Source organism: Mumia sp. zg.B53 (assembly GCF_019550935.1).
In the GTDB taxonomy this organism is placed as follows: domain Bacteria; phylum Actinomycetota; class Actinomycetes; order Propionibacteriales; family Nocardioidaceae; genus Mumia.
Genome location: NZ_JAHWCK010000001.1, coordinates 1,223,618 through 1,238,898, shown reverse-complemented (window position 1 = coordinate 1,238,898; position 15,281 = coordinate 1,223,618). Strand labels below are relative to the sequence as shown.

Annotated in this window: 12 protein-coding genes; 6 read left to right on the top strand and 6 right to left on the bottom strand. The window is 70.4% G+C overall.

Translation table 11 applies throughout. The features are described from left to right. Positions 1-19: 19 nt before the first annotated feature. From kdpB to kdpF, 3 genes are read right to left on the bottom strand one after another with little or no spacing between them, the layout of a single operon-like run. Positions 20-2,029, bottom strand: coding sequence for a potassium-transporting ATPase subunit KdpB (gene kdpB / locus KV102_RS05890; RefSeq protein WP_220345578.1), 2,010 nt, complete (start codon positions 2,027-2,029; stop codon positions 20-22). Further along, positions 2,026-3,687: a potassium-transporting ATPase subunit KdpA gene (gene kdpA, locus KV102_RS05885; protein WP_220342605.1), complete on the bottom strand. Its 1,662-nt coding sequence runs from the start codon at positions 3,685-3,687 to the stop codon at positions 2,026-2,028. Before kdpA ends, kdpB begins: the two co-directional genes overlap by 4 nt. Further along, positions 3,687-3,776, bottom strand: a complete 90-nt coding sequence (kdpF, locus tag KV102_RS05880) for a K(+)-transporting ATPase subunit F (RefSeq protein WP_167000460.1) — start codon at positions 3,774-3,776, stop codon at positions 3,687-3,689. The genes kdpA and kdpF overlap by 1 nt, the downstream gene beginning before the upstream one ends. Before the next feature lie 161 nt (positions 3,777-3,937). Here kdpF and ilvA point away from each other — a divergent pair, with 161 nt between their 5' ends. Further along, positions 3,938-5,197: a threonine ammonia-lyase IlvA gene (gene ilvA, locus KV102_RS05875; protein WP_301021546.1), complete on the top strand. Its 1,260-nt coding sequence runs from the start codon at positions 3,938-3,940 to the stop codon at positions 5,195-5,197. Positions 5,198-5,234: 37 nt separating this feature from the next. Here the strand turns inward: ilvA and KV102_RS05870 are convergent, their stop codons facing one another. Then, entirely contained in the window at positions 5,235-5,723 is a 489-nt protein-coding gene (locus KV102_RS05870) for a DUF4383 domain-containing protein (RefSeq protein WP_255559828.1), read from the bottom strand. A gap of 43 nt (positions 5,724-5,766) precedes the next feature. Beyond that, positions 5,767-6,087, bottom strand: a complete 321-nt coding sequence (locus tag KV102_RS05865; RefSeq protein WP_220342604.1) for a hypothetical protein — start codon at positions 6,085-6,087, stop codon at positions 5,767-5,769. A gap of 150 nt (positions 6,088-6,237) precedes the next feature. On the opposite strand from KV102_RS05865, the gene KV102_RS05860 reads away from it, so the two are divergent. Genes KV102_RS05860 through KV102_RS05840 form a run of 5 tightly spaced genes read left to right on the top strand, consistent with a single transcriptional unit; the run spans position 6,238 to position 14,385 of the window. Then, on the top strand, positions 6,238-9,996 hold the full coding sequence (locus KV102_RS05860) for a nitrate reductase subunit alpha (protein ID WP_220345577.1): 3,759 nt from the start codon (positions 6,238-6,240) through the stop codon (positions 9,994-9,996). Positions 9,997-10,035: 39 nt separating this feature from the next. Next, positions 10,036-11,715, top strand: coding sequence for a nitrate reductase subunit beta (gene narH, locus KV102_RS05855; RefSeq protein WP_220345576.1), 1,680 nt, complete (start codon positions 10,036-10,038; stop codon positions 11,713-11,715). Next, a complete protein-coding gene (gene narJ, locus KV102_RS05850; RefSeq protein WP_220345575.1) occupies positions 11,712-12,383 on the top strand; it encodes a nitrate reductase molybdenum cofactor assembly chaperone in 672 nt (223 codons plus the stop codon). The genes narH and narJ overlap by 4 nt, the downstream gene beginning before the upstream one ends. Beyond that, positions 12,383-13,120 (top strand): respiratory nitrate reductase subunit gamma, encoded by a 738-nt coding sequence (narI, locus tag KV102_RS05845; RefSeq protein WP_220345574.1) that lies wholly within the window; start codon positions 12,383-12,385, stop codon positions 13,118-13,120. Before narJ ends, narI begins: the two co-directional genes overlap by 1 nt. Before the next feature lie 38 nt (positions 13,121-13,158). After that, complete coding sequence (locus tag KV102_RS05840) at positions 13,159-14,385, top strand: nitrate/nitrite transporter (RefSeq protein WP_220345573.1); 1,227 nt, start codon at positions 13,159-13,161, stop codon at positions 14,383-14,385. 12 nt (positions 14,386-14,397) lie between these two features. Here KV102_RS05840 and KV102_RS05835 read toward each other — a convergent pair whose 3' ends face one another. Then, on the bottom strand, positions 14,398-15,192 hold the full coding sequence (locus KV102_RS05835; RefSeq protein WP_220342598.1) for an alpha/beta fold hydrolase: 795 nt from the start codon (positions 15,190-15,192) through the stop codon (positions 14,398-14,400). Positions 15,193-15,281 lie beyond the last annotated feature (89 nt).

The following is a 15,281-nucleotide window of genomic DNA, read 5'->3' as shown; positions in this document are numbered from 1 at the left end:
GTGCCCTTTCCGTACGGGCTCACAGTGCGGAGCCGAAGAGGGTCGAGAGGAGGAGGTCGATGATCTTGATCCCGACGAACGGCGCCACCAGGCCACCGAGGCCGTAGACCACGAGGTTGCGTCGCAGCAGTCCGGCCGCGGAGGTCACCCGGTACTTCACGCCCTTGAGCGACAGCGGGATCAGCGCGACGATGATGAGCGCGTTGAAGACGACTGCCGAGAGGATCGCCGACTCGGGGCTGTGCAGCCGCATGACGTTCAACGACTCCAGGCCGGGGTAGGCCGCGACGAACATCGCGGGGATGATCGCGAAGTACTTGGCGACGTCGTTCGCCACGGAGAAGGTCGTCAGAGCGCCTCGGGTGATGAGCAGCTGCTTGCCGATCTCGACGATGTCGATGAGCTTCGTCGGGTCGGAGTCCAGGTCGACCATGTTGCCGGCCTCCTTGGCGGCCGACGTTCCCGAGCTCATCGCGACGCCGACGTCGGCCGCGGCCAGCGCGGGAGCGTCGTTCGTGCCGTCACCGGTCATCGCGACCAGGCGGCCGCCGGCCTGCTCCTGACGGATGTAGGCCATCTTCTCCTCGGGCGTCGCCTCGGCGAGGACGTCGTCCACACCGGCCTCCGCCGCGATCGCCTTCGCCGTGACCGCGTTGTCGCCGGTCACCATGACCGTACGGATGCCCATCCGGCGCAGCTCGGCGAAGCGTTCGGCCATGTCGGGCTTCACGACGTCCTTGAGGTGGATCACGCCGAGGACCTGTCCTGCGCCGCCGTGCGCGGGGCGGACGGCGACGACCAGCGGGGTGCCGCCGTCCGCGCTGATGCGCTCCACGGCAGACTCGACGCTCGGGGGCAGAGCGGTCTGGTCGAGCCAGGCGAGGACGGCCGACCAGGCGCCCTTGCGGACCACCGTCCCGTCGGCGAGGTCGACCCCGGACATGCGCGTCGATGCGGAGAACTCGACGATCTGGGCCCCGACCGGGAGCGGCACGTCGGGAGCGCCCTGCGTGAGGGCGAGCTCGACGATCGACCGGCCTTCAGGAGTGGGGTCGGCAAGGCTCGAGAGTCGTGCGGTGTCCCGCAGGACCTCGGGGTCCAGACCCGCCTGCGGGACGAAGGACGTCGCGCGGCGGTTGCCGTAGGTGATGGTCCCGGTCTTGTCGAGCAGCAGCGTGCCGACGTCACCTGCGGCCTCGACAGCGCGACCCGACATCGCGAGGACGTTGACCCGCACGAGCCGGTCCATGCCGGCGATGCCGATGGCCGAGAGGAGAGCGCCGATGGTGGTCGGGATCAGGCAGACCAGCAGCGCCACCAGGACGAGCGTGCGCTGCGGTGCACCCGCGTAGTCTGCCATCGGTGCCAGCGTCGCGACCGCCAGCAGGAAGACGATCGTGAGGCTGGACAGCAGGATCGTCAGGGCGTTCTCGTTGGGTGTCTTGCGCCGCGAGGTGCCCTCGACGAGCGCGATCATCGTGTCGAGGAACGTGCTGCCCGGGGCCGCGGTGATCCTCACGACGATCCGGTCCGACAGCACGGTCGTGCCGCCTGTCACCGCCGACCGGTCACCGCCTGCCTCGCGGATCACAGGAGCGGACTCGCCGGTGATCGCCGACTCATCGACCGACGCGATGCCCTCGACCACGTCGCCGTCGCCCGGGATGACCTCCCCGGCCGCGACGACCACCCGGTCACCGATCGCGAGGTCCGTGCCGGGGACCTCCGTCTCGGTGCCGTCGCGCTCGAGGCGTCGGGCGACCGTGTCCTTGCGGGCGGCGCGCAGCGAGGCGGCCTGCGCCTTGCCGCGTCCTTCGGCGACGGCCTCGGCGAGGTTGCCGAAGATCACCGTCAACCACAGCCAGACCGCGATCGCGATCGTGAAGAAGCCGGGGTCGGCGAGGGCGAGGACGGTGGTGAGGACGGACCCGACGAGCACCACGAACATCACCGGGTTGTGCCACATGTGGCGCGGGTCGAGCTTGGCCAGGGCCGTCGGCGCCTGGCTCACGAGCTGGGAGAGGGTCATGCGAGGGCCTCCGCGATCGGACCGAGGGCGAGCGCGGGGAAGTAGGTCAGCCCGGTCATCACGAGGACGACCCCGACCAGCAGGCCCGCGAACAGGGGAGTGTGAGTGGGAAGGGTGCCGGTCGTCTCGGGGACCTTCCCCTGGCGCGCCAGCGAGCCGGCCAGGGCGAGGACGAACAGGATCGGCACGAACCGGCCGAGCAGCATCGCCGCGGCGAGCATCAGCTGGAAGAACGTGGACGTCACCGTGATGCCGCCGAACGCGCTGCCGTTGTTGTTCGCCGCCGACGTGAACGCGTAGACGACCTCGGAGAAGCCGTGGCCTCCCGGGTTGCCCATCGCTGCTGCGGTGCTGGGGAGGCCGATCGCGATCCCGACGCCGACGAGGACGAGGGCAGGCGTGGTCAGCGTGTAGAGCGCCACGTAGCGCATCTCGGTCGAGCGGATCTTCTTCCCGAGCAGCTCGGGCGTACGGCCGACCATGAGACCTGCGACGAAGACCGCGAGGATCGCCATCACGAGGATGCCGTAGATCCCGGCGCCGACACCGCCGGGCGCGACCTCGCCCAGCATCATGTTGACGAGGACCGCTCCTCCGCCCGTCGGGGTCAACGAGTCGTGCGCGGCGTTGACGGCCCCGGTCGAGGTGCCGGTCGTCGCGGTGGCGAAGAGGGCGGATGCCCACTCACCGAAGCGTGTCTCCTTGCCCTCCATCGCGGCGCCGGCAGCCTGTGCGGACTGTCCGTGCGCACCGACCTCGGCCCAGGTGGTCACTGCGAGCGAGGTGACGAAGAGGGCGCCCATCGCCGCCAGGACCGCGTATCCCTGCCGACGGTTGCCGAGCATCGTGCCCAGCGTGCGGGTCAGGGCGACCGGGATCAGGAGGATGAGGAAGATCTCGAGCAGGTTCGAGAAGCCGTTCGGGTTCTCGAAGGGGTGGGCCGAGTTCGCGTTGAAGAACCCGCCGCCGTTGGTGCCGAGCTCCTTGATCGCCTCCTGGCTCGCGACCGGCCCGGTCGTGATCGTCTGCTGCCCGCCGGTGACCGTGTCCACGACCTGGTCCGCGCCGAAGCTCTGCACGGTGCCCACGACCACGAGCAGCACGGCCCCGACGAAGGCGATGGGGAGGAGGACCCGCAGGCTCACCCGGACGAGGTCGACCCAGAAGTTGCCGAGCTGGTCCGAGCGGTCTCGCGTGAAGCCGCGGATCAGAGCGACGGCGACCGCGATGCCGACCGCGGCCGACACGAAGTTCTGCACGGCGAGCCCGGCGGCCTGCGCGGTCCAGCCGAGCGTCGACTCACCAGCGTACGACTGCCAGTTGGTGTTGGTGACGAACGAGACGGCGGTGTTGAGCGCCATGTCCCAGGGCATGCCCCCCATCCCACGGGAGTAGGGCAGGGCCGACTGTGCGACCAGCAGGACGTACAGGAGGAGGAGGCTCACGACGGAGAAGCCGACGACGGCCAGCGCGTACGAGCGGGTGCTCTGCGTCGCGTCCGGGTTCACCCCGGCGAGCCGGTACAGCGGGCGCTCGACGCGGCTGTGGCGCGGGCTCTCGAGCGTCCGGGCGATGTAGTCGCCAAGAGGGCGGTAGGCCAAGGCCAGCAGGGCGACGAGGGCGAGCAGGCTCAGCGCGCCTGCGAGACCGTCGCTCATCAGAACCGCTCCGGGTGGATGAGAGAGGCGACCAGATAGCCGATCAGAAGGGCCACCAGTGTGATCAGGAGGCCGGTGTCAAGACTCATGACGCCGAGTCTTGGCCGCTGACGGCTGCCTGCGGCCGACCTTGACGCGACCTTGACCGGCCTTGACGCGATCTTGACGCGCCCGTGACGTGCGTCTCGGTGGGCGTCTCGACGGGCGGGCGAGTGCGAGTGGGACAACGCCCGTCCTTACGCTGGACGGTGTGCCTGTGACCGCTGACGACGTCGACGCCGCCTACGAGCCCGTCTCCCGGGTCGCTCTGCGGACACCGCTCGAGCGCGACGTCCGCCTGTGCGAGCAGACGGGTGCCGACGTGTGGCTCAAGCGTGAGGACCTCCAGGTCGTCCGCTCCTACAAGCTCCGCGGCGCCTTCCACATGATCTCGCGGCTGGACGACGCCGAACGCGGGCGCGGCCTCGTCGCCGCGAGCGCAGGCAACCACGCCCAGGGAGTCGCGTACGCCGCGCGTGCCCTCGGCGCGCACGCACGCATCTACCTCCCGCGGACCACGCCGCGACAGAAGCGCGACCGCATCGCGACGCTCGGCGGCGACGCGGTCGAGGTCATCGTCGGTGGGGACACCTACGACGCCGCGAGCGCGGCCGCGTACGAGGACGCCTCCCGCACCGGCGCGACGATCGTGCCCGCGTTCGACCACCCGGACGTGATCGCCGGGCAGGGCACCGTCGCGCGAGAGGTCGGTGAGCAGCTCGGCTCGGCCCCGGACGTCGTCGTCGTGCCGGTCGGAGGAGGGGGCCTGGTCGCGGGCATGGCGGCGTGGCTCGCGGTACGCCACCCGCACACCCGCATCGTCGGTGTGGAGCCCTCAGGCGCGGCGAGCATGGCCGCGGCGATGGGCAAGGGCGTTCCGGTCACGCTGGACGAGGTCGACGCGTTCGTCGACGGTGCCGCGGTTCGCCGGGTGGGGGACCACACCTGGGCAGTCCTCGAGGACCTGGCCCGTCGCGGCCGGGCGGTCGAGCTGGTCGATGTCGACGCCGGCACCGTGAGCGAGGAGATGCTCGCCCTCTTCGAGGTCGACGGCGTGATCGCGGAGCCGGCCGGGGCGCTCGCCGCGGCTGCCCTGCGCGTGCCCGGGCTCGTGGCGCCGGGCGAGTCGGTCGTCGCGGTCGTGTCCGGTGGTAACCACGACGTGAGCCGCTACGCCGAGGTGATCGAGCGGGCGCTGGTCTCGCGCGGCGTGAAGCACTACTGGCTCGTGGAGTTCCCGCAGGAGCCAGGGGCGCTGCGGCGGTTCCTCGACGAGGTGCTCGGGCCGGACGACGACATCACGCTCTTCGAGTACGTCAAGCGGCACAACCGGGAGACAGGGCCGGCGCTCGTCGGTATCGAGCTCGGCTCTCCCGACGATCTCGGCGGGCTGGTCGCGCGGCTCGAGGACTCGCCGGTGCGCGCCACGAAGCTGTCTCCGGACGACCCGGCGTTCCAGTTCCTGGTGTGAGCGCCCCGACCTGAGCGCCCGGACCTGAGCGATCCCGTCAGTTCGTGGCACGTCCAGGCGCGCGTTCGGCCGCGCGGGGCGTCAGCAGTCCTCGCCCGACGGCGGCCAGGAAGATCATGCCGATGCTCAGCCCGAGGTGGAGCCAGTTGTCGGCATCGTTCACGGGGACGATGTTGGCGCCGTGGTCGTGGTCGACCATGACGCCGTACGCCCACAGGCCCAGATAGGCGACGCCGCCCCAGAGGAGATAGCGCAGCGAGCCGATCACGCTCCGCGCGAGGACCAGCCCGGCCACCCCGAACCCGAGGTGGAGGATGTTGTGCAGCACGGAGACCTCGAAGAGGCCGAAGAGCTCGGCGTCGCTCTCGTGACCGGCCCAGGTGATCGCGTCGAGGTTCGTCGTCACCCCCGGGACGAATCCCAGGATCCCGACGAGCACGAACGTGGCGCCGACCACGGCAGCCATCGCTCGTACGGTCTGGACGGCCTTCCGCTCCGGCGTCGTGGCAGCTGCGATGTCCTTCATGCCGCGTCGGTACCCACGGATCGAGGGCCTACCCGCCGGTGCGTCAGATGTCGGTCACAGCGGTGAGCAGGAAGACCGAGTCGGCGAGCGCCTTCACCGAGTGACGCTCGCGGGGGATCTGCGCGAGCATGCCCGTCTCGAGGGCGGTCGTGCCGGACGCGCCGACGACCTCGATCGCGCCCGTGAGCACCAGGATGCTGCCTGCCGGCGGTGCCTCGTGCTCGGAGAGCTCGGCGCCCTCGGCGAGCCCGAGGACGCTCTGGCGCAACGGGCCGTCGGTGAGCACCAGCTCGGCGCTCCTTCCGTGCGGCGCCGAGCTGGCGGCGTCGACGTACTCCTCGGTGAGCGCAGCGACGTCGCGCATACGAACCTCCGTCTCCGTGCGGGCGATGACGGTGAGCGTAGTCGGCCCCGGCCCGCCCCGCTCGGCGGCGAACAGGGGGTCAGAGGGCCGCAGAAGTTCCGGTCGCGGCCATGCCCGGTCCGACCTACGTTGTCGCGAGAGGAGGCTGTGATGACTCAGACCACCCGTGAAGGACGAGCGCGTGCTCGGCGCCGGGGATCCGGCGGGGGCACGGACGGTCCTGCGTCGGAGGCCCTGCTCGCGCTCGGTGACTTCTTCTCACGCTGGGACGAGAGTGCTGACCGGCGCGCTGTCTATCGCAAGGGCGGTCGCCGCGGCGACGTCTTCTATCGCGACCGGTGGAGCCACGACAAGGTCGTTCGGTCCACGCACGGGGTGAACTGCACGGGGTCGTGCTCGTGGAAGGTCTACGTCAAGGACGGGATCATCACGTGGGAGGCGCAGCAGACCGACTATCCCACCACGGGACCGGACCGCCCCGAGTACGAGCCGCGCGGATGCCCTCGCGGCGCGGCCTTCTCCTGGTACACCTACTCGCCCACCCGGGTGCGCTACCCGTACGGACGAGGTGTCCTGATCGAGATGTACCGCGAGGCCAAGGAGCGTCTCGGCGACCCGGTCCTCGCCTTCGCGGAGATCGCGGCAGACCCTGACAAGCGTCGCCGCTACCAGCAGGCCCGCGGCAAGGGTGGCCTCGTCCGCATCTCGTGGGAGGAGGCGGTCGAGATCGCCGCCGCCGCGCACGTGAGCACGATCAAGACGTACGGGCCGGACCGGTGCGCGGGCTTCTCTCCGATCCCGGCGATGTCGATGGTGTCGCACTGCATCGGCACGCGCTTCATCCAGCTCATCGGCGGCGTCATGACGTCGTTCTACGACTGGTACGCCGACCTCCCGGTGGCGAGCCCGCAGGTGTTCGGCGACCAGACCGACGTCCCGGAGTCCGGTGACTGGTGGGACGCCTCGTACCTGCTGATGTGGGGGTCGAACGTCCCCGTCACCCGCACGCCGGACGCGCACTGGATGGCGGAGGCGAGGTATCGCGGCACCAAGGTGGTCGCGGTCTCACCCGACTTCGCCGACAACACGAAGTTCGCCGACGAGTGGATGCCGGCGCAGGCCGGCACCGACGCGGCGATGGCGATGGCGATGGGCCACGTGATGCTCAAGGAGTACTACATCGAGCGCCAGGTCCCGTTCTTCACCGACTACGTGAAGCAGTACACCGACCTGCCCTTCCTCGTCCGGCTCAGGCAGTCCGACGACGGCTCCTGGGTCCCGGAGAACTTCCTCACCGCAGCCGACCTCGAGGGCTCGGGGACGTCGCAGAACGAGGCGTGGAAGACGGTGCTCCTCGACGCCCTTACGAACGAGCCGGTGGTCCCCAACGGATCGGTCGGGTTCCGCTACGGCGAGGAGGGTGAAGGCCGCTGGAACCTCGACCTCGGCGAGGTCGACCCCGCGCTGTCGGTGATCGGCCCGGACGCGCGGCCGGCCGAGGTGCTGATGCCCGCCTTCGACGCCCCCGACGGCTCGGGAAGCGTGATCCGGCGCGGCATCCCGGTCCGTCGCGTCGGGGAGCACACCGTCACCACGGTGCTCGACCTGATGCTCGCGCAGTACGGCGTCGGCCGCGACGGGTTGCCCGGCGAGTGGCCGACCGGGTACGACGACGCGTCGTCGCCGTACACGCCGGCCTGGCAGGAGGCGATCACGTCGGTGCCCGCGTCGCAGTGCATCCGGATCGCACGCGAGATGGCTCAGAACTCCGAGGAGTCGGGCGGGCGGACGATGATCATCCTGGGCGCGGGCGTCTGCCAGTGGTTCCACGGGGACGTCACGTACCGGGCGATCCTGACGCTGCTCATGATCACCGGAGCCATGGGGCGCAACGGCGGCGGCTGGGCGCACTACGTCGGCCAGGAGAAGTGCCGTCCGATCACCGGCTGGTTGTCGCTGGCCAACGCGCTCGACTGGTCGCGCCCGCCGCGGACGATGACCGGCACGTCGTACTGGTACATGCACACCGGCCAGTGGCGCTCCGACGGCTCCCACCAGGACGTCCTCGCCTCACCGCTCGCGGAGGGTGACCTCGGCGGCCTGCACACCGCCGACCTGATCGCGAAGTCGGCACGGATGGGATGGATGCCGTTCTATCCGCAGTTCGACCGCAACCCGCTCGACCTCGCCGACGAGGCGGGCGCGGCGACGGCCGCCGGCTCGGCGGCGGACGCGGGCTCGTGGATCGCCGACCGGCTCCGGGACGGCAGCCTGAACGCGGCGATCGACGACGTCGACGCACCGCAGAACTGGCCGCGCACGCTCGTGCTGTGGCGCTCGAACCTCTTCGGCTCGTCGGCGAAGGGCAACGAGTACTTCCTCGAGTACCTGCTCGGCACCCGGTCGAACGTCGACGACACCGACGCACCGGAGCCGCCGCGCACGATCCGGTGGCGGGACGAGGCGCCGCGGGGCAAGCTCGACCTGCTCGTGTCGGCCGACTTCCGGATGACCTCGACGACGCTGCTGTCCGACATCGTCCTCCCGGCTGCCACCTGGTACGAGAAGTACGACCTCTCCTCGACCGACATGCACCCGTACGTGCACGCCTTCACCCCGGCGATCGACCCGCCGTGGGAGACGCGCAGCGACTTCGACATGTTCACCGCGATCGCGGTGAGGCTGTCGGAGATGGCGAAGACGCACCTGGGGGTCCGCAAGGACCTGGTCACCGTCCCGCTGCAGCACGACACACCGGGCGAGATCGCGCAGCCCGGCGGGCGGAGCCTCGACTGGAGGGAGGGGCAGACCGATCCGGTCGCCGGCAAGACGATGCCGGTCGTGGCCGTCGTCGAGCGCGACTACACCGCGATCGCGGACAAGCTCGCCGCCGTCGGGCCCAAGGCCGAGCAGCTCGGCTTCACCACCAAGAACATCACCTACGACCTCGAGGAGGCGGTCGCCTCGCTCGGTGCCAAGCACGGCGTGATGGGGTCGGGAGCGGCCGAGGGCCGGCCCGCGATCGACACCGACTCGCGGATGGCGGAGGCGATCCTCACCTTCTCCGGGACGACCAACGGGCACCTCGCCGCACAGGGCTTCCGCGACCTCGAGCGGCGCACGGGCCGCCCGCTCGTCGACCTCGCCGAGGGCGCGGAGGAGAAGCAGATCACCTTCCGGATGACGCAGGAGGCTCCGCAGTCGGTGATCACCTCTCCGGAGTGGTCGGGATCGGAGACCGGCGGGCGACGCTACGCGCCGTTCACGGTCAACATCGAGCGCCTGAAGCCGTTCCACACGCTCACCGGGCGGATGCACTTCTACCTCGACCACGCCTGGATGCGCGACTACGGCGAGCAGCTGCCGACGTACCGTCCGCCCCTGGACATGCACCGCATGTACGGAGACGTGGCCGTGGGAGACGCTGCGGCTCCCGTGGAGGACGGTGCCCTGCAGATCGCGGTCCGGTACCTCACCCCGCACAACAAGTGGTCGATCCACTCGGAGTACCAGGACAACCTCCTCATGCTCTCGCTGTCGCGCGGCGGTCCGATGGTGTGGATGAGCGTCGGGGACGCCGACCGGATCGAGGTCGCCGACAACGACTGGGTGGAGTGCGACAACGCCAACGGTGTCTTCGTCGCGCGCGCGATCGTGAGCCACCGGATGCCCGACGGCGTCGTCTACGTCCACCACGCGCAGGAGCGCCTGATCGACGTCCCGAAGTCGCAGAAGACCGGTCGACGCGGCGGTATCCACAACTCCGTCACCCGTCTGCTGGTCAAGCCGACCCACCTCGTCGGCGGGTACGCGCAGCTGTCCTACGCGTTCAACTACCTCGGCCCGACGGGCAACCAGCGCGACATCGTCTGCACCGTCCGCAAGCGGACCGTGCCGGTGACGTACTAGTCCGAGCCCAGGCCGGCCACGGGCGGAGAGCGAGAACCGATGAAGGTCATGGCGCAGGTCGCGATGGTGATGAACCTCGACAAGTGCATCGGCTGCCACACCTGCTCGGTCACGTGCAAGCAGGCGTGGACCAACCGCAGCGGCGTCGAGTACGTCTGGTTCAACAACGTGGAGACCCGACCCGGTCAGGGCTATCCCCGCCGGTACGAGGACCAGGAGCGCTGGCGGGGCGGCTGGGTACGCAACCGTCGTGGGCGGCTCTCGCTGCGCACCGGCGGACGCGCCCGACGGCTGTTCACCATCTTCGCCAGCCCGGTCCAGCCCGAGCTGTCGGACTACTACGAGCCCTGGACCTACGACTACGAGAACCTCACCCGCGCGCCGCTGGGTGACGACTTCCCCGTGGCGCGCCCCAAGTCGCTGATCACCGGCAAGGACATGGCGATCACCTGGTCGGCGAACTGGGACGACAACCTCGGCGGTGGGCCGGAGTCGGTGCTGCAGGACCCGATGGTCGAGAAGGTGCGCCGCGAGTCCGAGGACAAGATCCGTTTCGACCTCGAGCGGACCTTCATGTTCTACCTGCCGCGGATCTGCGAGCACTGCCTCAACCCGTCGTGCATGGCGTCGTGCCCGAGCGGTGCGATCTACAAGCGGTCCGAGGACGGGATCGTGCTCGTGGACCAGGACCGGTGCCGGGGCTGGCGGCAGTGCATCACCGGCTGCCCGTACAAGAAGATGTACTTCAACCACAAGTCGGGCAAGGCCGAGAAGTGCACCTTCTGCTACCCGCGGGTGGAGGTCGGCATCCCGACGGTGTGTGCCGAGACCTGCGTCGGACGGCTGCGCTACATCGGCGTCTTCCTCTACGACGCCGACCGCGTCACCGAGGCCGCGTCCGTCGAGGACGAGCAGCAGCTCTACCAGGCGCAGCTCGACCTCATGCTCGACGCCGACGACCCGCAGGTCCGTGCGCAGGCCCGGGCCGACGGGATCCCGGAGGACTGGATCGAGGGCGCGAGCCGCTCACCGGTCTACGCGCTGGCCAAGCGCTACAAGGTCGCGCTGCCGCTGCATCCGGAGTACCGGACGATGCCGATGGTCTGGTACGTTCCGCCGCTGTCACCGATCGTCGACCTGCTCGCCGACCAGGGGCACGACGCGGAGGACGAGCGCACCCTGTTCGGGGCGATCGAGGCGCTGCGCATCCCCGTCGAGTACCTCGCCGAGCTCTTCACCGCCGGGGACACCGACGTGATCACCGGCGTCTTGCGCAAGCTGGCCGCGATGCGGTCCTACATGCGCGGGATCAACCTCGGCAAGGTCGCTGACGGCACGATCCCGGCGTCGGTCGACATGTCCGAGGAGGACATGTACGAGATGTACCGCCTGATGGCGATCGCCAAGTACGACGAGCGGTACGTGATCCCGACGGCACACGCCGAGCAGGCCCACGACCTCGAGGAGCTCGGCTGCTCGCTCGACTTCGAGGAAGGGCCGGGCATGTACGAGTCGGGGGCGGTCGGCGAGGCGAGCGGACGGCCGGTGCCGATGGCGGTCGAGAACTTCCACGCGCTCAGGCAGCGTCAGGGAACCGACACCGTGGCCGCCCCGGACCCCTCGAGCAGCGGCCAGGTGAACCTCCTGAACTGGGACGGCCGCGGTGCTCCGCAGGGGATGTTCCCGCCTCCGGCGACCGACCGGGAGGACGTCCCATGACCGACCACCGGGTCGCGCACCGCAGCGCCGCGCTGCTCCTCGCCTATCCCGACGAACGGCTCGTCGAACGCCTCCCGCTGATCCGCGCTGCGCTCGAGGAGCAGTCCGCCGGACGCGGTCGCACCGCGCGCCGCGAGCCGTACCGGCACCTCCTCGCCTTCATCGACGTCATCGAGGAGACCCCGGTGCAGGCGCTGGCGCGCCGGTACGTCGAGGTCTTCGACCTGGACCGCAAGCATCCGCTCTACCTCTCCTACTTCACCGACGGAGACACGCGGCGCCGTGGCGAGGTGCTCGCGGGGTTCAAGCAGGCCTACCGCGACTCCGGACTGCTCGTGGACACCCACGGCGAGCTCCCCGACTACCTGCCGATGGTGCTGGAGCTGGCGGCGCACGACCCGGAGCGCGGCGGCGAGCTCCTCGAGCGCTACCGGCCGAGCGTGGAGCTGCTGCGGCTGGCGCTCGAGCAGACCGCCGGCAAGGACGAGCCCGGGGCGACGCCCACCCCGTGGGCCCACGTGCTGCGCGGGGTGTGCGCGACGTACGACGGCCCGGGACCGCAGGACCGCGCCGCCGCGATGGCGATGGCGGGGCCACCCACGGAGACGGTCGGGCTCGACTCCTACGACCCCCGTCTCCTGCCGATGTCGGACTCCGGAGGTCACTGATGGACGTCGTCCTGTGGGGGGTCATCCCGTACCTGGTCCTCGCGACCTTCGTCGGCGGGCTGATCTGGCGCTACCGCTACGACCAGTTCGGCTGGACCACCCGGTCCTCCCAGCTCTACGAGTCGGCGCTGCTGCGCATCGCGTCCCCGCTGTTCCACTTCGGGATCCTCGTCGTGGTGATCGGGCACGTCATCGGGCTGCTCGTCCCGGAGGCGTGGACCGACGCCATCGGCGTCAGCGAAAGCGAGTACCACGCGATGGCGCTGTCGCTCGGGACGATCGCCGGTCTCGCCACGCTCGTCGGCGTCGTCATGCTGATCTATCGCCGGCGCAAGACCGGGCCGGTGTTCATGGCCACCACCAAGAACGACAAGACGATGTACGTCGTGCTGGTCGCGGCGATCGTCGCGGGGCTCGTGACCACCGGCGTGAGCGTGTTCGACACCAACGTCACCGACTACCGGCACACGGTGTCGCCCTGGTTCCGGAGCCTGTTCGTCCTCCAGCCGGACGTCGACGCGATGGCGGCCGCGTCCACGTCGTTCCACGTGCACACGCTGGTCGGCCTGGCGCTCTTCGCGATCTGGCCGTTCACGCGGCTGGTGCATGCGTTCACGGCGCCGGTCCACTACCTGTTCCGCCCCTACATCGTCTATCGCAGCCGCGACGACGTCTCCGCAACCCGCGCGCCGCGGCCGGGCTGGGAGCCCGTCGGCACACCGGACCGCGACCGCTGACCGGCCGACCAGGCCGTGGATCACCGAAAGGCACCGCGATGAGCACCGCCACCGACGCACCTGCTCTCCCGAGGGCCGCCCAGACCCGCAACCTGATCCTCGCCACCTGGGCGTTCGCGATCAGCTTCTGGGCGTGGAACATGATCGGGCCGCTCGCGGCCCGCTACGCCGGCGACATGGACCTGAGCTCCACGCAGAAGTCGCTCGCGGTCGCGGTCCCCGTGATCGTCGGGTCGCTGGGCCGGATCGCGGCCGGCACGCTCACCGACAGGTACGGCGGCCGGCTGATGTTCACCGTCCTGCTCGTCGCGACGGCACCGTTCGTGGTCCTCGTCGCGGTGGCAGGCAACGCCGACTCCTACGCCCTGCTTCTCGTCTTCGGGTTCTTCCTCGGCATCGGCGGCACGACGTTCGCGGTCGGCATCCCCACGGTGAAGGCGTGGTACGAGAAGCCGCGCCAGGGCTTCGCGACCGGCCTGTTCGGTGCGGGCATGGGTGGCACGGCGCTGTCGTCGTTCTTCACCCCGCGCTTCGTGGACTGGTTCGGCTACATGGCGACGCACGTGATCCTCGCCGTCGCCCTGCTGGCGACGGCCGCGGCGTGCTGGGCGTTCATGCGGGACTCCCCACGCTGGAGCCCGGCGGCGGACAAGGCCGGACCCAAGCTCCTGGCGGCGCTCAAGGAGCCGGTGACCTGGCAGATGTCCCTGCTCTACGCGATCGTGTTCGGCGGGTTCGTGGCGTTCTCCACGTATCTGCCCACCTACCTCGGCGACGTGACGACCTACGGGTACGGCCTCACGGAGGCCGGTGAGCGGACGGCGGGGTTTGCGCTGGCGGCCGTGATCGCGCGCCCCGTCGGCGGTGCACTGTCGGACAGGTTGGGGCCGCGGTTCGTCACCCTCGTCTCGCTCGCCGGCACCGCGGTGATGGCCGTGGTGCTCGCACTGCGTCCCGAGCCGGAGTGGCCGGCCGGTCTCGCCTTCGTGGCGATGGCGGCGTTCCTGGGGCTCGGGTCGGGGTCGGTGTTCGCGTGGGTCGCCCAGCGCGCTCCGGCCGACAAGACCGGCTCGGTCACCGGGATCGTCGGTGCCGCCGGTGGTCTCGGCGGCTTCTTCCCGCCGCTGGTGATGGGTGCGACCTACAACGAGGAGGACCACACCTACACGGTCGGGCTCACGCTGCTCTGCATCACGGCGGCGCTGGTGTTCCTGTTCACCCTGGTCGGGCTTCGCGAGCGGCCGGGTGGCCGCCGCAAGGCGTGATCCGTACGCCGGTCAGGCCGCGACCGGCGAGACTCCGCGCGTGCGCTCGAGGATCACTGCGGCGACGAGGTCGGGGTCGTCGATCATCGGGACATGGCCGCAGCCGGGGAGGGCCACGTGCGTCGCCGTCGGGAGCCGTCGACGTGCCTCCTGCGCCTGGGACGGGAGGAGGATGCGGTCCTTCGCCCCCCAGGCCACCGTCGTCGGGACCGACGGCCGGCCGCGGTAGTGGTAGCGCGCCCCCGACCGAAGCACCCGGACGAAGGCGTCGGCGTCGCGCAGGGCGAAGGTGTCGCCGAGGAAGTCGTCGGCGGTGATCCGCCCCGGGTGGGCGAACAGCGACGACATCGCCGCCGCCCGGGTCCAGCGGCGGGTCGAGATGCGGCGGACGAACGGCTCGGGAAGGCGGGAGGTGCCCTTCAGCCCGAGCAATACCGCGAACGCCCAGGCGCGGCCGGGCTCGGTCCAGAACCCGGCGGGGGAGAGCGCCGTCGCGGTACGCACGGAGCCGCAGGCGGCGAGCTCGAGGGCCAGGGCGCCACCGAGGGAGTTGCCGACGACGTGGGGCCGGTCGATCCCGACGGCGGCGAAGAAGTCGGCCAGCGCCTCGGTGAGCTGGTCCATGCCGTCGCGCCTGCTCCTCGGGAGGGCCCGCGACGCGCCGAAACCGGGGAGGTCCAGAGCGACGACGTCGTGGTGCGCGGCGAGCCGTGACAGCACGGGGTTCCACGCCTCCTTGCGGTGACCGATCCCGTGGAGGAGGACGAGCGGCTCACCGGAGCCCTGCCTGCTGTAGACGACGCTCATCGACGCTCTCCTGTCACGCGGGATGTGACATCGGACGTGTCACACTCGGCGAGCGTAGCCGCAGGTGGCGCGCGCTTGCCACTCTGACA